Origin of the sequence: Mycolicibacter virginiensis (assembly GCF_022374935.2) — a bacterium.
GTDB lineage: Bacteria > Actinomycetota > Actinomycetes > Mycobacteriales > Mycobacteriaceae > Mycobacterium > Mycobacterium virginiense.
This window is the reverse complement of record NZ_CP092430.2, coordinates 3,617,819-3,635,355: the sequence shown is the minus strand read 5'-3', so window position 1 is coordinate 3,635,355 and position 17,537 is coordinate 3,617,819. Positions and strand designations below refer to the sequence as shown.

Sequence of the window (17,537 nt, the reverse complement as noted above, 5' to 3'; positions counted from 1 at the left end):
CTTTCGGCTGTCAGCGACCGGGAACCCCGACATCACCGCTGACATGACGGGCACCAGAACCGAATACGCGCGCCATTGCGGTCCGAATCAACGCTGGTACCGCATCGCCGACATGGCAGGCCGGCCCGGCCGTACACCCACAGCTGTCGGCCCGGCCGGGTGTCACCGGTGGTACAGCGCGACCATCGCAACCGGTTAGCCCACAACATCTCGTGCGCCCGCGACACCAGCCGACCCGGATCATTCAATTCCACAACAGGTGTCGTCGGTAGCCGGCCGACGATGAAGCACAACTCATTGCAGTAGACATTGCCGATTCCGGCCATCACAGTCTGATCCAACAATGCTGACGCCAGCGGGCGCTGCGGATCGGCGACCAGGCGCTCGGCGGCCAAGGCCGGATCCCAGTCGGCACCGAGCAGATCCGGCCCCAGGTGCGCGACGGTGTCGCCGTCATGGTGGCGGTCCAGCACCTCCAGCACACCCAGATCGACACCGGTGGCGCGAACGGAGCCTGCCTCCAGGATTATTCGCACCCGGTGGTCGACCGGGCTGCGTCTGGCGAGAGGTCGCCCCACCCGCCAGCTGCCCTCCATATTCAGATGCGAATGGATGCTGGCCGATCCGACGCGGATGAACAGATGCTTGCCGCGGCTGATCACCTCATCGACGCGCTGCCCGCTCAGGTCGACGCCGGCGTAGCGTGGAACGCGGATATCGCAGCGGGTCAAGGTCTTTCCCGTCAATGCAGTCGCCAGCACCGTCGCAGTGTGGAATACGGTGTCTCCCTCGGGCATCAGCGCATCCGCAATCCGCGTGGCGTGCGGGAGAACCCGGCCTCGATCAACGCACCCAGTGTCGGAGAATCGGGTAGCTCCAACACCGGCACGCCGTCCACCCGCTCGATGCGAATCCCGTCCACTCGCCGGTCAGCGATCAGCTGAGCCAGCGCTCCGGCGGCGGCACGCTGTGCCTCGGCGGTGCCGGCGAAGTTCAGCAGCGTTCGGCCGCCTCGCTCGACGAACCATGCCAGTTCCCCGTCGACCAGAACCACCAGCGCGCCGGCCTTGCGGCCCGGTCGGGCCGTTCCCGGGTGCGCCGGCCAGCTCAGTGCAGCGCCGTACGGGTTGGCCGGGTCAGCGGCAGCCAGTGCCACCGCGTGGTAGTCGGGCCGGGCCGGGTCGACACCGTCGAGATAGCCGCGCAGCCGGTCCACGGTGGATGCCAGTGCGAACTGCGCCGCCCCCAGTGACTCGATGAAATAGCCACGCTGGCATCGCCCGGCTTCCTCGAACGCGGTCAGCACCTTGTAGACGGTGCTGAAACCGCCCGGCACCGCCTCGGCGGCGACTGCGCCGCGGGTCAACACGCCGTAGCGGTGCAGCAGCAGTTCGGCGGTGTGGTGCGCCCGTACGGTGGAATCCTCTTGCGGGACGGGCAAAACCGACCAGCGGCCGGCCACTGCCGGGTCGGCGGCGCGGGCAGCGGCGTGCGCCACACTGTAACGGCTGAGCCGGGGTGGGCGCCTGCTGCGATGTGCCGGGGTGGCGCGCCGGGTGCCGGCCAGCACCGCGCGCACCGGAGCGAAGGTGTCACCGGTGACCCAGCCCGCCCAGATCAGCTCCCAGAGTGCGGCTTTGCGTTCCGCCTCGCTTGCGTCACCGCACAGCTGACGGAAGAAGTACGCACCGCCGCCGTGCAGGGCATCCAGAATCGCCCGGTGGGCGTCGCCGAACTCGATCGGCGTCGGGGGTGACAAGGTCAGCGACGCCGTATCGGCGGTGTGAAAGCTGATCCAGCCGTCGGTGGCCGGGGCGCTGCCGGCCGGCGCGCCCGCGCCCGACCACAGCACCTCCCCGGAGGCCAGCAGTTCGTCGAGCATGGCCGGTGAATAGTCGCGCACCCGCGGCCCGAAGATCAACGGTTCGACCGCCGACGCGGGCAGTGCCGCGCCGGCCAGTTGTTCGATCACCCCGGCCAGCCCGTCCACGCCGGTGGTGGCGACGACCGGAGTGCCGATCTGCTGCCAGGCCGGTAGGAAGCGCCCGTAGGCGGCCGGCGACACCGGCTCGATCGCCGCTCGCAATGCGGCCAGTGACCGGCGCCGGAGGATCCGCAGCACCTCGCTGTCGCACCACTGTTCGCCGGGGGAGTCCGGGAAGTCGGCGAATTCGCCACGCATTACCCGTCCGTCGGCGGCCAGTCGACCCAGCGCGTCGGCCGCCACCCGCACTCCCAGCCCGAACCGGTCCGCGGCCTGCCCGGTGGTGAACGGCCCCCGGGTGCGGGCGAAGCGGCCCAGCAGCTCACCCAGCGGATCGGCGACCGGATCGGTGAAGCCCGTCGGCACCCCGGGCGGTACCGCCACCCCGAGGCCGTCGCGCAGTCGGCCGATGTCCTCGATCGCCACCCACCAGCGCTGCCCGCCGAACGCCACCGTCAGCACCCGCCGGGCGGCCAACAGGTGTTCGAGCCAGCCGCTCACCGCCGCGCCGGCGGCTCGGGCGCTGACCTCTTCGGTGGTGAGCGGACCGAGCAACCGCAGCAGATCGGCTACCCCTTCGGCGTCGCGGGCGGCCTTCTCCGGCGTCAGATGCTGCAGTTGTGCGCTCAGGCCGGCGATCACCTCGGGATCGAGCAGTTCACGCAGTTCGACTCGGCCCAGCAATTGCGCCAGCAGAGTGGGATCCAATGACAGGGCCGCCGCGCGACGCTCGGCCAGCGGGCTGTCGCCCTCGTACATGAATGCCCCTACGTAGCCGAACAACAGCGACGCCGCGAATGGTGACGGGGTGGCGGTCTCGACCTGGGACACCCGTACCCGCCGTTGGGCGATCTGTGCCATCAGCGTCGTCAGCGCGGGGACGTCGTAGACGTCCTGCAGGCATTCGCGCACCGTCTCCAGCACGATCGGGAACGTCGGATATTTGCGGGCCACGTCGAGCAGTTGGGCCGCTCGCTGGCGTTGCTGCCATAGCGGGGTGCGCCGGCCGGGGTGTCGCCGCGGCAACAGCAATGCCCGTGCCGCGCATTCCCGGAACCGGGAGGCGAACAAGGCCGAGCCGCCCACCTCGGCGGTGACGATCGGTTCGATCTCATCGGCGTCGAACACGAACAGTTCCGCGCCGGGAGCTTCGGCACCGGAGTCGGTGTCGGGCAGCCGGACCACGATGCCGTCGTCGGAGGCCGTCGGCTTCTCGTCGATGCCGTAGCGCTCATGCAGTCGCCGGCCCACCGCCAGTGCCAACGGCCCGTGCACACGTAGTCCGTACGGGGAGTGCAGGACCACCCGCCAGTCACCGAGCTCGTCACGGAACCGCTCCACCACCAGCCTGGTGTCGGTGGGCACCGTCCCGGTGGCGGTGCGCTGGTCGTCGAGCAGTCGCCTCAGATTGTCGATCGCATAGTCGTCGAAACCCAATCCCGCGCAGCGCTTGTCGAACGACTCAGGATCAAGTCCGGCCAGCTCACCGGTGAATGCGCCGAGCGCCGCACCCAGCTCGGCGGGCCGCCCGACACCGTCGCCGTGCCAGAACGGCAGCCGGCCCGGCTGGCCAGGTGCCGGGGTAACCAACACCCGGTCGTGGGTGATCTCGGTGATTCGCCAGGTGGTGGCGCCCAGCGAGATGATGTCGCCGGGACGCGACTCATAGACCATCTCCTCGTCGAGTTCGCCGACCCGGGAGGGCTTCCGCGTTTCGTCAGTGCCGGCCAGATACACCGCGAACAGTCCACGGTCGGGGATGGCGCCACCGGAGGTGACGGCCAGTCGTTGTGCGCCGGGCCGGCCGGTCAGGGTCCCGGTGTCGCGGTCGTAGACCAAACGTGGCCGTAGTTCGGCGAATTCAGTCGAGGGGTATTTGCCGGAGAGCAGATCCAGCGTCGCCTCGAAAATACCGCGCGACAGGGTGGCGAACGGAGCGCTGCGGCGCACGGTGTCGAACCAGGCTTCGGCATCCAGCGGCTCCAGCGCGGCCGCGGCCACCGTGTGCTGGGCCAGGATGTCTAGTGGATTGGCCGGTACGGTCAGGGTTTCGATCTGGCCGGCGAGCATCCGCTGTACCGCGACCGCGCAGCCGATCAGATCGGTGCGGTGTTTGGGAATCAGTACGCCCGAAGAGATCTCGCCCACCTGGTGTCCGGCTCGACCGACGCGCTGCAGGCCGCTGGCCACCGACGGCGGCGCCTCGATCTGGATGACCAGGTCGACCGCGCCCATATCTATACCCAGCTCCAGGCTCGAGGTCGCCACCACCGCGCGCAGCCGCCCGCTCTTGAGGTCCTCTTCGACGTCGGCTCGGGTCTGCAGTGATACCGAGCCGTGGTGGGCTCGCGCCAGGGGGGCCGCTTCCAGTGCGGTGTCGAGGCAACGCTCTGCGTGAATTTCGTTGAGCCGACCAGTCAATCGCTCGGCGAGCCGGCGCGAGTTGGCGAAGACGATCGAGGACCGGTGGGCTTCGATCAGGTCGACGATGCGCTCTTCGACCTCGGGCCAGACGGTGCCCTCGGCCGGATTGGCCATGTCGGGGACGGGGACCTGAACGGTCAGTTCGAACGTCTTGGCGGCCGGGGGAGTCACGATCGTGGTGGGGGACTGGCCGGACAGGAATCGGGCGACTTCTTCGGCCGGGCGCACCGTGGCGCTCAACCCGATTCGCTGGGCGGGACGCTCCAGCATCGCGTCGAGGCGCTCCAGGGACAGGGCCAGGTGGGCGCCCCGTTTGGTCCCGGCCACTGCATGCACCTCGTCGACGATCACCGTGCGCACCCCGGTCAACGTCTCCCGTGCCGCTGACGTCAGCATCAGAAACAGCGACTCCGGGGTGGTGATCAAGATGTCGGGCGGCTTGGCGACCAGCTCGCGGCGCCGCGCCGGCGAGGTGTCGCCGGAGCGCACGCCCACGGTGATGCCGGGAGCGGGCAGCTCGCGCCGTGCGGCCATCCGGGCGATGCCCGCCAACGGAGTGCGCAGGTTGCGCTCGACGTCGACGGCCAGCGCTTTGAGCGGCGAGATGTAGAGCACCCGGGTGCCCTGGCTGGGCCGTGCGGTCAGTTGATCCAGCGCCCACAGGAACGCCGCCAGCGTCTTACCGGACCCGGTCGGGGCGACCACAAGGGTGTTGTGGCCGTCGGCGATCGCCGACCAGGCCTGCTCTTGGGCCGGCGTCGGCGCCGTGAAGGTGCCGGTGAACCAGTCCCGGGTCAGCGCCGAGAACCGAGCCAGCGGCGCTGGGGTTCCGCGGTCTTGTGCGCTCACCCAGCCATGGTGCCAAGTTCGGAGCCGGAATGCTCCCGCGCTGCGGTTTTGTGCTCGTCGTGGCCGGGTATCCGGCAACGGTGATTTCGGGGATCGGAGGCGGGGGATGATCATTGCCGATGACGGTGCGACGGCGGTCCGGCCGATCTTCGCCGATGCGCAACCGCGCGCGGCAGGGGCGGCGCCGCCAGAAGCGCTGCCCCGCGATTGGACGTGGGCCAACTGGGCGCTGTCGCTGCTAACCGCGCCGGCCGCCGCACTGCTCATGGCTTTCGCGCTGGCCAGGGTGTCCGGTTCCGCGCTGTGTAACAGGGCGGCGTGCCCGGAGCTCAAGGTGAACGGATCGCTGTTCGGCGTGCTCTATCACGGAGCGGCCGGCGTAGCGGCGCTGACGCTGTTCCTCGCCTTCTTTTTGGCGACACACCGCCGCGGGATCGTGGTCTGGGCGTGCGGGTGGGCGCTGCTGTTGGCCGACTTGGCGGTTTTGGTCCTGATGTTTTGACGGATCCAGTGGCGGATCAACATAGGGAGATCGCGAGATGTCTGGCCTGATGAGAACGGCCGCCGCAGTCGGGTTTTCCGCCTTGGCGCTGACCGGAGGGCAGGTAGCGGCCTCCGCCGACCCGGACACCGACCCGGTGGTCAACACGACCTGCAGCTACTCGCAGGTGGTGTCGGCGATGAACGATCAGTCACCCGGAGACGCCGAGCAGTTCAACGCGACTCCGGCCGCGCGGTCCTGGCTGCAGAATTTTCTGGCCGCCCCGCCCGAGCGGCGCCAGCAGATAGTCGACCAGGCGCAGGGCACGCCCGATGGCGCGCATTACGTTGCGCTCGTCGGCCCGTTGGCCAACGCCTGCGAAAACTACTACTGAGTTCACTCCTCGACGGCGAAGAACGAGTCGCCGTCTTCAGGGCTTCCGGACACCTGCGCGCGGTGTCGACCGCCCCCAGTGGCTCCGACAGCCTGGTCGGGATCGCGATCAGAGCCGGCCACATCGGGTTGCTCGGCCGCCAGCTTGGCGTCCAACGACTCATGTGCCGTCTTGCTGTCAGCGGCTTGCCAGTCGTCCGGTGGACTGACGGCTGCGTCGCCGTCGTCATTGCGCAGCTCGTCGGAATCGGTGGCCTCACTCGGAGGCAGCGTGTCGTCGTTGGTGGTGTCGGTGGCCGCTGAATCGAAATCGGGTCGTTCTGTCATGGCATTTGGCTCTCTCAGTTGGCGATGGCCCATTGCGACTGAGGCAACTCCGGCGTCATATACCCGACACCGCGGACCGTATCGACTATCGATTCGTGGTCGGCGCCCAGCTTGGCGCGCAAACGCTGCACGTGGACGTCGACTTTGCGGCGGCCGCCCTCGCCGCCCCATATCTCACGCAGCAGGCGGGCCCGGGTGAATGCTTGCCCGGCATGTTGTACCAGATAGTTGAGCAGTTTGAATTCGGTGAGGGTGAGGTCGAGATCGCGATTCGACAGCGACGCGGTGAAGCTGTCCGGGTGGATGACCAAGGCGCCGAATTCCAGCGTGTTGTGGGTGGATTCACGCCGGCGGGCCAAGGCCAGTCGCAGTCGCGCGTTCGCCTCGGCGGGGCCTGCGGTCGCGATCAGCACATCGTCGACGTGCCAATCGAGGCCGACCGCCGCGAAGTCGTCGGCGGCGACGACGGCCAGCACGGCAGCCGACGGCTCCCAGGCTCCGAGTTTGCGGCAGCTCTCCCGCGCGGCCGGCACATCGGCACAGCCGTCCACCAAAACGGCCCTCGCGCCGCGGCAGTCGGCCCGCGCGGTGACTGTCAGTGGGCTGCGGACGATCGAATGCCCGAAGACACCCAACCCCGACAGTGACTGCGCGAATTCGTCGCGGTCGGTCAGTAACACGATCTCCATCGCCTGGCTCCAACCCATGGATGCTATGTCGCCTCAAGGCTTTCAAGGTTTTTACTACCCGTTGCACCCAGGAAGTAACCCCCTGACGTGGCGACAGGCCCGGCCCGCGCGGCGGACCGGACCTGCCTTCCCCTCGGGCTACTGGTGCGACTGCTCGCGCGCCTCCGCTGCCTTAGCGCCCGCCCGAGACGATTCCGCCTCGGCCTGGTGCTTGGCGGCGTCGCGCTGTGCTTCGCCCTTGTCCTGCTGCGCGCGGCCCTCACGGGCCATCTCGTCGTTGCCGGTCACGGCCCCTAGCGCCTCCTTGGCCTTGCCCTTGACGCCCTCCACGGCGCCTCGGATGCCGTCTTCGGTAGCGCTGTGCTTGTCGTCCGACATAAGTCCTCCCTTCGTGTTCTGTGACAGACCCACGCGGTGTAGAGGTCCGCCACAACGGCAAGGCTTCCCGGGCGGCCGTGCGCCCAAACGTTGACCTAAACGAATGAATCGCCTTGACGCAGAGCTCATCAGCGCGGACGGTGGGAGATGTGGGACCGCGCACACCGTCGCGCTCTGCTCCCGGTGGCGATCGGTTGGGCCAGGAGGACCGGGAGGTCCGAGCGGCTGCTCGCTTCGCCGGGATGGTCACCGCTGCCGCGCTGGCGTTTGTCGTGATAGCGGTGTTGTGGGTGAGCACCTGTGATCCGCAGTCGGTTACGGCCGGGTGCGGACGGCCCTACCGGACCGTCCTTGCCGTCGGCGCACCGGTGATCCTCGCCGCTGGTGGATTGCGTGCGTTTGTGCGCACTTACCTGGTGTGGCGTACGCGGGGTACCTGGTGGGGCTGGCAGGGCGCCGGATGGTTCCTGTTGACGTTGATGTTGGTCGTCTTGCTAATCAGCGCTGCGCCGATCATGGGCGTGGGCCGATGATCCAACCGGTATTGGCTTCACTGTTGCATGACTGTGAACATCCTGTAAAGGAGGCGCTGGGGTCAACGTATCGGCATACGATAGTTTTGGGTCGCGGACGGGTTCACCTCATATCGGTCTACTTCTGGAGCGGCTCCGGATTGCTGTTCAGGAGGAGGAATTGCAATGGGCGATACGTTTCATGACCCGGTCGACCATGTCCGGACGACTCGGCCCCACGCGGGGCGCGCCATGATCGACGTCATGGGCTGGCCGGGATATTCCTTGCTGGTGGTTGGCATGGTGGCCGGTATCGGCTGCCTCGCCGCATTCGGGACCGGTCACGATCGCCAGGGGATCGAGGTCGCGGTCATCGCGGTGCTCGCCGCCGTCCTGGGCACGGTCTGGCTGCTGATCGAGGATCGCCGGATCGGCCGGGTGAACCAGCAGTGGCGGCTGGCGCACGCCGAGATGCGCGAGCAGGCCTCCACGAGTTAACCCGAGGGGTCAAGTCGGCCCGGCCGGTGTTCCGGCCGGGCCGCTCTATGCCTAGGGGCCGAAATGTAGGCGCCGAAAATCGATGATTGAGTTCTCCGGCGATCGGGTACAGACTTCCCATGACTGATCTCCGGGCAGCCGGCGTGCGATGTTGACGGTGTCGGCTGAACGCGAAATGCGCGAGGGTGCCTGCAGGCGAGGGTGGTGAGCAGTCGATTGACACGCAGCAGTAGTCTCGGTCCGATTTCGCCGGGAGGCCTCATGACCGACATTGACAGTGACCGGGCTCAGCGGTCGTGCAGCGAACGGGCCGTCGAACTGCGGGTTACGCCCCGGCTGGAAAGCCTGGCGGTGGTGCGCATGTTGGTCGGTGCGATCGCAACCTACGAGGATCTTGACGTCGACACCGTCGCTGACCTTCGACTGGCGATCGACGAGCTGTGCACGCAGCTGATCCGTAGTGCCGCGCCCGGCGCGATGCTCACTGTCGTCATCGACCCGCACGACGATCACGTGACGATCCAGGCGTCGGCGGCTGGAGACGGGGCCGGGGTGCTGACCCCGGGAAGTTTCAGCTGGCACGTGCTCACTTCGCTGGTCGACGACGTCGAGACGTTCCGTGATGGGCACGAATCCAACGGCGCGGGTGAGGTATTCGGTGTCACGCTGACGACCCGCCGGGCGGATTCCGGGCGGTGACTCCGCGTGCCGCCGGCAGCGGCTCACAGTCTGGATCGGAGTATGCCGACGTCGGCGACATGTTTCGTGAGCTCGCCCAATACGATGCCGACTCGCCCGACTTCCGCAACCGCAAGGACAAGATCGTCGAGCGGTGCCTGCCGCTGGCCGACCACATCGCCCGCCGGTTCGAAGGGCGCGGGGAGTTACGGGACGACCTGGTTCAAGTAGCTCGGGTGGGTCTGGTCAACGCCGTGACACGCTTCGACGTCGAGACCGGCTCGGATTTCGTCTCGTTCGCGGTTCCGACGATCATGGGCGAGGTCCGCCGCCATTTCCGCGACAACAGCTGGTCGGTCAAGGTTCCCCGCCGGCTCAAAGAGCTGCACCTTCGGTTGGGTGTGGCCACAGCCGAACTGTCACAACGCCTGGGACGGGCGCCGACCGCCTCCGAACTCGCGGCCGAACTTGAGTTGAGCCGCGACGAGGTGGTCGAAGGCTTGGTCGCGGGCAGCTCGTACAACACGTTGTCGATCGACGGTGGCGGCAGCTCGGACGAAGATGACGTCCGCTCGATCGCTGACACCCTCGGTGAGGTTGACGCCCGGATGGACCGCATCGAGGACCGAGAGGCGTTGCGGCCCTTGCTCGATGCCCTTCCGGAACGCGAACGCACAGTGCTGGTGTTGCGGTTCTTCGAGTCGATGACCCAGACCCAGATCGCCGAACGGGTCGGCATCTCGCAGATGCACGTGTCGCGCTTGCTCGCGAAATCGCTGGCGAAGCTGCGCGATCAGCTGCAGTAGCCTTGCTCATCGCAGTCCGTAGATCTGCGACCACAACCGGATGAGTTCGGCTTCGTGGGCATCGCCGAACATGTAGGCCGGTGAGGCGATCGGCAGTGCTCGTTCGACTCGGATCAGTACGGCTTCGCGACACGGAAACTGCGGTCCGTGGGTGTCGACGACCCACTGCCGCAGCCACTCGTAGACCTCGTCGCCGGGCGGTCGTAACTGCGCGGTGCCCTTGAATCGGTAGCCGCGCCGTTTGAGGAAGTCCACCACGTTGACCTCGATGCGTGGGTCGCGGCGCAGATCGGCCGCCGTCGTCGGTGACGCGATGTGCATGAATGCCAGGTGTTCGTCCCCGTAGACCAGCAGGGACTCCTTCGGTGACAGGTTCGGCGAACCGTCCTCGCAGACGGTGGCCACGAACGCCAGCTTTGCGCTCGCGACGATCTGGCGCATGTCATGGTCGATGATGCACACCGCTCACCTCGTCGTTTCGCAGCCGTCATTCACCGCCCAGCGGTCGATTACCCGCCCCGGCGCACGGTAAACGACGTCGGCGGCCCTCAGCTGCCGGCGGCCAGGCCGCGGGTGGCCGGGCCTTCCAGAAGGGTCCCGTCGGGGGCGAAGCGCGACCCGTGCAGCGGGCACTCCCAGGCCCGGTCGGCGTCATTCCAGGTCACGATGCCACCCAGGTGCGGGCAGACCGGGGAGAGGCGGTGTTCGACGCCGTCCACCCGGCACTGGGCCTGCAGGCGCCACGGGGGTCCGCTGACCACGCCGCCGTCAGTGCCCAGGCATTGCTGGCCGATGTGGGCGGTCGGCGTGATCCAGCCTTTCGCCAGGTTGACACCGACCGCAAGATTGGCCGCCAGGGCCGTCGGCAGGCCGCGTAGCTCGCTGGTTCTCCAGCTGGCGAATGCCCGGTCCCAGTTCGGTCGCTCGCCAAGCAGTCGGCCGGCCAGCGCCAGTGCGGCGGCCGCCCCGTTGGTCATGCCCCATTTGTTGAACCCGGTTGCCACGTAGATGGTTTCGTTCTCCGGAAGGATGGGACCGACGTAGGGCAGCTCGTCGACCGGCGCGTAGTCCTGCGCTGACCACAGGTGGGTGCGGGTGGCGCCCGGGTAATGCCTGACCGTCCATGACTCGAGTTCGGCCAGCGCATCGATCGGGTGTTTTTCGCGGCCGACAGTGTGGCCCGCCCCGCCGACCAGGAGCAGTTCCGAGCCGTTGACCGGGGCGTAGCGCAGTGACCGCGTCGGCGAATCGGTGGAGATCATCATGGGGCTGGTGACCTCGCCGGGCACGTCGAACGCCATGCAATATGACCGGCTGGGTTTGACGCGGGCAAAGTATCCGCCGCGGTCCAAGATCGGGATTCCGGTGGCCAGCACCAGTTGGGTGGCCTGCAGTTCGGCGTGCCGGTGCGGGCCGTCTACTTCCAGCCTAAGTCCATGACGGCTACTGGAAACCCGCTGTACCCGTGTGTGTTCCAGAAGTTGCCCGCCGGTGGCGAGCAACTCCGCGCGCAGCGCGTCCAGGAACGGCATCGGGTCGAACTGCGCCTGTTTGGCCAGCCGGACGCCGCCGTGGTAGTCGAACGGCACGTCGGCGTGCGGCTCCCACGTTGCCGGCAGTCCCAGCGCGCGGCAGGCCTCGAACTCGGCACGCGCCGCCGCCACCCCCCGTTCGGACTGGGCGAAACTGTAAGCGTCCTCGCGCTGGACCGGCACCCCGGCAGCCGCACAGAACGACAGCAGCCAGTCTTGGCCGGCGCGGTTGCCATCCAGGTACGCGGCGGCCAGGCTTTTGCCCTGCTTCGCCGCGATCGTCGACAGCTGGGTGCCCTGCAACAGGCTGATCTTGGCGGTGGTGTTCCCGGTCGCACAGGCTCCGACCGTCCGGGCCTCCAGGACCAGCACTTGGCGGCCTGCGCGCGCCAGCAGCACCGCGGTCGTCAGGCCGGTGATACCGGCGCCGGCCACCACCACGTCGGCGACACCGGGCAGATCTTCGGCGGTGCCCGAAGCCGGTGATGTTGCGATCCGGTCGGCGAGCCACAACGAGGTCATTGTCGATCAGTACCCCGCGGGACGGTGGTGAAACGTTGGGGATCCGCCGGCTTGGTCCCGGGATGGTCAACGCGTTTGCACCGGGCTGCTGGCGGGTAGCCGGGCGGTGTTCGCGCCACACGCGCGCGACACGATGGAGGCGACCCGATGCGGGCAGTCACATGGCAGGGCAAGCGCAAAGTCCAGGTTGACACCGTCCCAGATCCGGTGATCGAGAAGCCGTCCGACGCCGTCATCGAAGTGACGACCACCAATATCTGCGGATCCGATCTGCATCTCTACGAGGTGCTCGGTGCGTTCATGGACCCCGGTGACATCCTGGGGCACGAGCCGATCGGCGTCGTGGCCGAGGTCGGTCGCGCGGTCAGCAACCTCAAACCCGGTGACCGAGTGGTCATCCCATTCCAGATCGCCTGCGGCCATTGCGGTATGTGCCGACACGGCCTGCCGACCCAGTGCGACACCACCCGGGTGCGCGAGCAGGACACCGGAGCCGCGCTGTTCGGATACTCCAAGCTCTACGGCCAGGTTCCGGGCGCCCAGGCGCAATACCTGCGGGTGCCACAGGCGCAATACACCCACATCAAAGTTCCTGAGGGTCCACCGGATTCACGGTTCGTCTATCTGTCCGATGTGCTGCCGACCGCGATGCAGGCAGTCGACTACGCGGCGATACCCGAGGGCGGGTCGGTGACGGTGCTGGGACTTGGGCCGATCGGTGACATGGCGGCCCGGATCGCAACACATCAGGGGGCCCGGGTTATCGGCGTGGATCTGGTGCCTGAGCGGCTGGGCCGGCTGGCCAGGCGCGGGATCGAGATCGTCGACCTGAGTGAGGTATCCGACCTTGGCGAGGTGATTCGCGACCGCACCGACGGTCGCGGGACCGATGCGGTGATCGATGCCGTCGGCATGGAGGCACATGGCTCGGGCGGCGCCAAGGCCGTGCAGCAGCTCAGCTCGCTGCTGCCGGACGCCGTGGCTGGACCGTTGATCAGCAAGGCCGGCATCGACCGGCTTGCCGCGCTCTACGCCGCGATCGACATCGTGCGCCGCGGCGGCACCCTGTCGATCGTCGGTGTCTACGGCGGAAAACTCGACCCGTTGCCCATGTTCACCCTGTTCGATAAGCAGATCACGCTGTGGATGGGGCAGGCCAACGTCAAGCCGCGGGTTGACTCGCTGATGCCGCTGCTGACCGACGACGACCCGCTGGGCGTCGACACCTTCGCAACTCACGAACTGCCGCTGGAACAGGCGTCAGAGGCCTACGCGATGTTTCAGGAGAAGCGCGACGGCGCGGTGAAGATCACGCTCAAGCCGTAATTCAATTCGTGTCAGGCCCGGCCAACTGGTGCGCGGCCTCGAACAGCAGCGCGTGTGCGAAAGCCTGGGGCAGGTTGCCGCGCAACTGACGTTGGCTCACGTCGTATTCTTCGGCGAGTAGCCCCGGCGGTCCGCACGCGGTACGGCCTCGCTCGAACCATTGAAGCGCTGCAAGGTCATTGCCCTGTTGGTGATCGGCCAGCGCCATGACGAAGCTGCACAGCAGAAAGGCCCCCTCAGCCTCGCCGAGGCCGCGCTGGTCGGGCCGATAGCGGTAGACGAAACCGTCTTGGGTGAGATCTCGGCGCACGGCGGCCAGGGTCGCCAGGGTGCGGGCATCATCGGGCGCGACGGCTCCGCGCAGTCCGGGCAGCAACAGTGCCGCGTCGATCCCGGGGTCCTCGGGTGCGCGTTGCCATCTGCCGTCGCGGTGCAGGCAATCGCTGCTGGTGTCGCTGACCAGTTTGTCGGCCAGCCGCTGCCACTGGGCACCTTCGGCCAGCGACGCCACCCCGGCGATCCGGCGCAGCCCAGCCGCGCACATCAGCCGGGAATGTGCCCAGCGCTGGTTGTCGAGTTCCCAAATTCCGGCATCCGGCTCGGCGCAACGCTTTTCGATCGCATCCACCAGGGTGTGCACCGCACCCCAATGGGTGCCGTCCAACCGGTCAAGCCGGCCGGCGGCGGCCAGCAGCAGCAGCGCCTCACCGAAGGTGTCGAGTTGGAATTGTTGGCCCACCCAGTTTCCGGTTTTGGCCGACGCGCCCGGGTACCCGGGCAGCGACAGGTCGTGTTCGGGCGGTGGCGTCGTGGCGTCGACACAGTAGGCCGGTCGCAGGTCAGGCCCGTCGGCCAGCACCCGCTCGGTGACGAACCGGACGGCGTCATCGAGCAGCGGATGCGGGCCGGCGGCGGCGATCGCCTGCCCGGTGTAGCACTGATCGCGAATCCAGCAGTAGCGATAGTCGTAGTTGCGCCCTTCCTTGGCCCGCTCCGGTAGCGACATCGTCGCCGCCGCGACCATGCCACCGCCGGTACTGGTCAGGCCGCGCAATACCGCATAGGCCAGTTGTGCATCGATATCGGCCAGCGTGCCGGTCACCTCGGGAACAGCTTGCTTCCAGGCACTTTCGGTAGCAGACCAGGCCTGCGCCGCGCTTACCGGCTGCGCCGGCAGCTCGCGATCGGACAACTCCAGAACCAGGTCGTGGTCGCTTCCCGGCGCGACGTCGAGCACCGTGCGTAGCGATCCGTCGGCGCCGGGGCGGGCCGCAGTGCCGCCGGCCCAGCGGAATCGGTGCGGCCCTGAGCGTCCGGTCCAGACGCCATCTTCGCAAGAGAGACCCGACATGGCGGTGGCACCGAAGTCCGCGCGAACGTCGAGTGCGACCTGCACGCGCATCGGCCGATCGAGTGCTCGGATGCGGCGTAGTACCACTGCGGTGTGCATGTCCCCGGGGAAGGCCAGTGCCTCGCGGCACTCCACGATCCCATCGGTGGTGACCCAGCGGGAACGCCAGATCAACGATCGGTCTTCGTAGCGGCCGCCCCAGACGTAGCGCAGCTCCGGGGTGACGGCATAGACCCCGGAGCCGCCGAGCAGCGAACTGAAGACCGCTGGACTGTCCCAGCGGGGCAGGCACATCCAGCTGAGATCGCCGCGTGGTCCGACCACGATCCCGCGTTCGCCATCGGCGATCAACGCATACTGGCGCAGCACCTGAGGCGGGAAGCGTTCAAGCAGCGTAGGTCCCTCGTCCATGGCAGATGCATACCCGCCGCCGCGCGCGGGTAGTCACCGATTCATGAGCCTGCCCTGCGGCATGCCGGTCCCGGTCGACTCGCTCGAGGTCGCCGCCTACTCGATTCCCACCGACGCCCCGGAATCCGACGGCACCGCAGTGTGGGACTCGACCACGATGGTCCTGGTGAGGGTGCACGCTGCCGGACATATCGGCACCGGCTACACCTACGCCGGCACCGCGGCGGCCACGGTGGTGCGCGACGAGCTGACCGAGGTCATCACCGGTGGCGACGCCACGGTGCCACCGGCACGCTGGGCTGACATGGTGCACGCGGTACGTAACCTGGGCCGGCCCGGCGTGGTGGCTGAGGCGATCGCCGCCGTCGATATCGCGATGTGGGACCTGCGGGCCCGGCTGCTGGCCGAACCGTTGACCGTCGCATTGGGAGCGGTGCACGAGGTCACCCCGATCTACGGCAGCGGGGGCTTCACCTCCTATGACGACAACCGCTTGTGCCGCCAGCTCGGCGGATGGGTCGAAGAGGGCATCGGCCGAGTCAAGATGAAGGTCGGCCGCGACCCGGCCGTCGACGCGGCGCGGGTGGCGGCGGCCCGCCGAGCGATCGGCGCCAACACCGAGTTGTTCGTCGACGCCAACGGTGCCTACCAGCGTAAGCAGGCGTTGGGTTGGGCTGGGCGCTTCGCTGAGCATCAGGTGAGCTGGTTCGAGGAACCGGTCAGCTCCGACGATCTCGAAGGCTTGCGCCTGCTGCGCAACCGTAGTCCGGCGGGCATGGACATCACGGCCGGCGAATACGGCTACGACGTGCCCTATTTCCAGCGAATGCTCGACGCTGGTGCCGTCGACTGTCTGCAGGCCGATGTCACCCGCTGCTTGGGTATCACCGGAGTGCTCAAGGTGGGAGCGTTGTGCGACGCCCGTGGTTTGGATCTGTCATTGCATTGCGCGCCGCAGATCAGCGCGCACGTCGGCACCGCACTGTGGCATCTGCGTCATCTGGAATATTTCCACGACCACGTGCGGATCGAGCGTATGGCCTTCGACGGCGTCCTACGTCCGCAGCCGGGCGGCGTGCTGCGTCCCGACCGCAGCTGCGCCGGGCACGGGTTGACGGTCAAAGAGACTGACCTGGAACACTTTCGGGTGGCTTGAGGTGTTCGACGGCGAAGTCCGCCGCTTGCGCGGTCATGCCGTTTGCCGCGTACGCGCCGTGGGCGGCGCCATCGCCGCCCACCGAGCAGACCGGATCGCCGGGCGCGCACAGGTCGATCGTCTTGGCCGCGTAGCCCGGCCCGACGGTCACGGTCGGTGCGCCGATGGAGTTCAGGAACGCCGCCGACGGCTTTCCCAGCAGTGCCACGGCGGCGACGTGCCCGGCCGCCTCGGGCGGTAATGCGGCCCCGAGCCCCCCGGCCGTCGGTTCGGTGACATACCCCATCAGCGCGGCGCCGCGCGAGTATCCGCCGAGGACCATCTGGGTGCTCGGGCACCCGGCCGCCATATCGCGGATGTGGCCGACTGCGTCGGTGACACCGGCGGCGGACGGGCCGAATTCGGGTACCGCCGGAAAGTTGACCGGGTAGACATCCACATTGCGACCCCAGGTGCGCCACCGGAGTGCGTCGATGAACTGCTGGCCGATCCACCCGACGCCCGGCGCCTCGCCGGTGCCGCGAGCGAACACCACCTGAACATCGGGGCAGCCAGCGGCGCCCGCCTCGCCGCCGGCGGGCGAACACAGCAGCACCCACCCAGCCAGGGTCACCGCGGTGAGGATCCGAGTAATCACAGCACTTCGTCCGATACCCACTACAACCGGCGGGCAAACCGTGGTTTAGCGCGGGGGAAAACGGCAAGCCTAGTTCGGTGCCGTCGTCGACGGAACATGTGACAAACATGAATTGACGGATTGAAGGGGAGAAAACCAATGATCACAACGTCTTTGGCCAGGCTTGCCGCGGCCGGCGGCATGGCGCTGGCGTTGGCGAGTGGCACGGGGCTGGCAAACGCCGTACCGGGCCAGCCGACCCAGCCAGCTCAACCGGGCCAGCCGGCCCAGCCCGGACAGCCGGCCCAACCAGGCCAGCCGGCCCAACCGGGGCAGCCGGTACAACCCGGCCAGTGGTCGCAGAACCCCGCGGTGAACACGACGTGCAGCTATTCCCAGGTGGTGGCGGCAATGAACGCGCAATCACCGGACGCCGCAGCACAATTCAACGCGGCACCCATGGCGCAGTCGTTCCTGCAGAACTTCCTCGCCGCACCGCCGCCGCAGCGCGAGCAGATGCTCGAGCAGGCCCAGGGGGTGCCGGAGGCGGCGCAGTACGTCAACCTGGTCGGGCCCATCGCCAAGACCTGTGACAAGTACTGAG

The 17,537-nt window shown here is 67.9% G+C and carries 17 protein-coding genes and 1 pseudogene; 9 read left to right on the top strand and 9 right to left on the bottom strand.

The window, feature by feature from the left end:
* Window positions 1–32: 32 nt before the first annotated feature.
* Together nei2 and MJO54_RS17720 are read right to left on the bottom strand one after the other, a co-directional pair.
* Window positions 33–797: an endonuclease VIII Nei2 gene (gene nei2 / locus MJO54_RS17725; RefSeq protein ID WP_105295118.1), complete on the bottom strand. Its 765-nt coding sequence runs from the start codon at window positions 795–797 to the stop codon at window positions 33–35.
* Entirely contained in the window at window positions 797–5,257 is a 4,461-nt protein-coding gene (locus tag MJO54_RS17720) for an ATP-dependent helicase (RefSeq protein WP_234821532.1), read from the bottom strand. The genes nei2 and MJO54_RS17720 overlap by 1 nt, the downstream gene beginning before the upstream one ends.
* Before the next feature lie 106 nt (window positions 5,258–5,363).
* On the opposite strand from MJO54_RS17720, the gene MJO54_RS17715 reads away from it, so the two are divergent.
* Entirely contained in the window at window positions 5,364–5,759 is a 396-nt protein-coding gene (locus MJO54_RS17715; RefSeq protein ID WP_082957467.1) for a hypothetical protein, read from the top strand.
* Window positions 5,760–5,796: 37 nt separating this feature from the next.
* A complete protein-coding gene (locus MJO54_RS17710) occupies window positions 5,797–6,132 on the top strand; it encodes a hemophore-related protein (RefSeq protein ID WP_046282891.1) in 336 nt (111 codons plus the stop codon).
* A 2-nt stretch (window positions 6,133–6,134) separates the two neighbouring features.
* On the opposite strand, the gene MJO54_RS17705 is transcribed toward MJO54_RS17710, so the two are convergent.
* From MJO54_RS17705 to mbp1, 3 genes are all read right to left on the bottom strand, one after another.
* The gene (locus tag MJO54_RS17705; RefSeq protein WP_046282892.1) at window positions 6,135–6,458 is read right to left on the bottom strand and encodes a hypothetical protein; all 324 of its coding nucleotides are present in this window, start codon (window positions 6,456–6,458) and stop codon (window positions 6,135–6,137) included.
* 14 nt (window positions 6,459–6,472) lie between these two features.
* Window positions 6,473–7,147, bottom strand: coding sequence for a winged helix-turn-helix domain-containing protein (locus MJO54_RS17700; protein WP_046282893.1), 675 nt, complete (start codon window positions 7,145–7,147; stop codon window positions 6,473–6,475).
* Window positions 7,148–7,285: 138 nt separating this feature from the next.
* A complete protein-coding gene (gene mbp1, locus MJO54_RS17695) occupies window positions 7,286–7,525 on the bottom strand; it encodes a microaggregate-binding protein 1 (protein WP_046282894.1) in 240 nt (79 codons plus the stop codon).
* Window positions 7,526–7,674: 149 nt separating this feature from the next.
* On the opposite strand from mbp1, the gene MJO54_RS17690 reads away from it, so the two are divergent.
* From MJO54_RS17690 to MJO54_RS17675, 4 genes are all read left to right on the top strand, one after another.
* Window positions 7,675–8,058, top strand: coding sequence for a hypothetical protein (locus MJO54_RS17690; protein WP_046282895.1), 384 nt, complete (start codon window positions 7,675–7,677; stop codon window positions 8,056–8,058).
* Between the two features lie 165 nt (window positions 8,059–8,223).
* The gene (usfY, locus tag MJO54_RS17685; protein ID WP_046282896.1) at window positions 8,224–8,535 is read left to right on the top strand and encodes a protein UsfY; all 312 of its coding nucleotides are present in this window, start codon (window positions 8,224–8,226) and stop codon (window positions 8,533–8,535) included.
* Window positions 8,536–8,796: 261 nt separating this feature from the next.
* Window positions 8,797–9,234, top strand: a complete 438-nt coding sequence (locus MJO54_RS17680) for an ATP-binding protein (RefSeq protein ID WP_046282897.1) — start codon at window positions 8,797–8,799, stop codon at window positions 9,232–9,234.
* Window positions 9,231–10,019, top strand: coding sequence for an RNA polymerase sigma factor SigF (locus MJO54_RS17675; RefSeq protein WP_046282898.1), 789 nt, complete (start codon window positions 9,231–9,233; stop codon window positions 10,017–10,019). The genes MJO54_RS17680 and MJO54_RS17675 overlap by 4 nt, the downstream gene beginning before the upstream one ends.
* Window positions 10,020–10,025: 6 nt before the next feature.
* Here MJO54_RS17675 and MJO54_RS17670 read toward each other — a convergent pair whose 3' ends face one another.
* Together MJO54_RS17670 and MJO54_RS17665 are read right to left on the bottom strand one after the other, a co-directional pair.
* The gene (locus tag MJO54_RS17670; RefSeq protein ID WP_082108054.1) at window positions 10,026–10,481 is read right to left on the bottom strand and encodes a pyridoxamine 5'-phosphate oxidase family protein; all 456 of its coding nucleotides are present in this window, start codon (window positions 10,479–10,481) and stop codon (window positions 10,026–10,028) included.
* Between the two features lie 86 nt (window positions 10,482–10,567).
* Window positions 10,568–12,073: an FAD-dependent oxidoreductase gene (locus tag MJO54_RS17665; RefSeq protein ID WP_105295116.1), complete on the bottom strand. Its 1,506-nt coding sequence runs from the start codon at window positions 12,071–12,073 to the stop codon at window positions 10,568–10,570.
* A 147-nt stretch (window positions 12,074–12,220) separates the two neighbouring features.
* Between MJO54_RS17665 and MJO54_RS17660 the strand changes: the two genes are divergently transcribed.
* Window positions 12,221–13,399 (top strand): alcohol dehydrogenase catalytic domain-containing protein, encoded by a 1,179-nt coding sequence (locus tag MJO54_RS17660; protein WP_240175249.1) that lies wholly within the window; start codon window positions 12,221–12,223, stop codon window positions 13,397–13,399.
* 1 nt (window position 13,400) lies between these two features.
* Here the strand turns inward: MJO54_RS17660 and MJO54_RS17655 are convergent, their stop codons facing one another.
* The gene (locus MJO54_RS17655; protein ID WP_105295115.1) at window positions 13,401–15,161 is read right to left on the bottom strand and encodes a glycoside hydrolase family 15 protein; all 1,761 of its coding nucleotides are present in this window, start codon (window positions 15,159–15,161) and stop codon (window positions 13,401–13,403) included.
* Window positions 15,162–15,204: 43 nt separating this feature from the next.
* Here MJO54_RS17655 and MJO54_RS17650 point away from each other — a divergent pair, with 43 nt between their 5' ends.
* Entirely contained in the window at window positions 15,205–16,317 is a 1,113-nt protein-coding gene (locus tag MJO54_RS17650) for an enolase C-terminal domain-like protein (RefSeq protein ID WP_234821531.1), read from the top strand.
* Here the strand turns inward: MJO54_RS17650 and MJO54_RS17645 are convergent.
* The gene (locus MJO54_RS17645; RefSeq protein ID WP_434006628.1) at window positions 16,280–16,930 is read right to left on the bottom strand and encodes a cutinase family protein; all 651 of its coding nucleotides are present in this window, start codon (window positions 16,928–16,930) and stop codon (window positions 16,280–16,282) included. The two genes, MJO54_RS17650 and MJO54_RS17645, sit on opposite strands and share 38 nt — an antisense overlap.
* A 375-nt stretch (window positions 16,931–17,305) precedes the next feature.
* Here MJO54_RS17645 and MJO54_RS23775 point away from each other — a divergent pair.
* Window positions 17,306–17,536, top strand: a pseudogene (locus MJO54_RS23775) (hemophore-related protein); the annotation flags it as partial.
* Between the last annotated feature and the right edge of the window lies 1 nt (window position 17,537).

Bases quoted from the DNA above. Each gene is read 5' to 3' on its own strand.
- MJO54_RS17705 (WP_046282892.1), bottom strand. From the start codon at position 6,458: ATGACAGAACGACCCGATTTCGATTCAGCGGCCACCGACACCACCAAC.
- MJO54_RS17715 (WP_082957467.1), top strand. From the start codon at position 5,364: ATGATCATTGCCGATGACGGTGCGACGGCGGTCCGGCCGATCTTCGCC.
- MJO54_RS17665 (WP_105295116.1), bottom strand. From the start codon at position 12,073: ATGACCTCGTTGTGGCTCGCCGACCGGATCGCAACATCACCGGCTTCG.
- nei2 (WP_105295118.1), bottom strand. From the start codon at position 797: ATGCCCGAGGGAGACACCGTATTCCACACTGCGACGGTGCTGGCGACT.
- MJO54_RS17650 (WP_234821531.1), top strand. From the start codon at position 15,205: ATGAGCCTGCCCTGCGGCATGCCGGTCCCGGTCGACTCGCTCGAGGTC.
- MJO54_RS17660 (WP_240175249.1), top strand. From the start codon at position 12,221: ATGCGGGCAGTCACATGGCAGGGCAAGCGCAAAGTCCAGGTTGACACC.
- MJO54_RS17700 (WP_046282893.1), bottom strand. From the start codon at position 7,147: ATGGAGATCGTGTTACTGACCGACCGCGACGAATTCGCGCAGTCACTG.
- MJO54_RS17655 (WP_105295115.1), bottom strand. From the start codon at position 15,161: ATGGACGAGGGACCTACGCTGCTTGAACGCTTCCCGCCTCAGGTGCTG.
- mbp1 (WP_046282894.1), bottom strand. From the start codon at position 7,525: ATGTCGGACGACAAGCACAGCGCTACCGAAGACGGCATCCGAGGCGCC.
- usfY (WP_046282896.1), top strand. From the start codon at position 8,224: ATGGGCGATACGTTTCATGACCCGGTCGACCATGTCCGGACGACTCGG.
- MJO54_RS17710 (WP_046282891.1), top strand. From the start codon at position 5,797: ATGTCTGGCCTGATGAGAACGGCCGCCGCAGTCGGGTTTTCCGCCTTG.
- MJO54_RS17680 (WP_046282897.1), top strand. From the start codon at position 8,797: ATGACCGACATTGACAGTGACCGGGCTCAGCGGTCGTGCAGCGAACGG.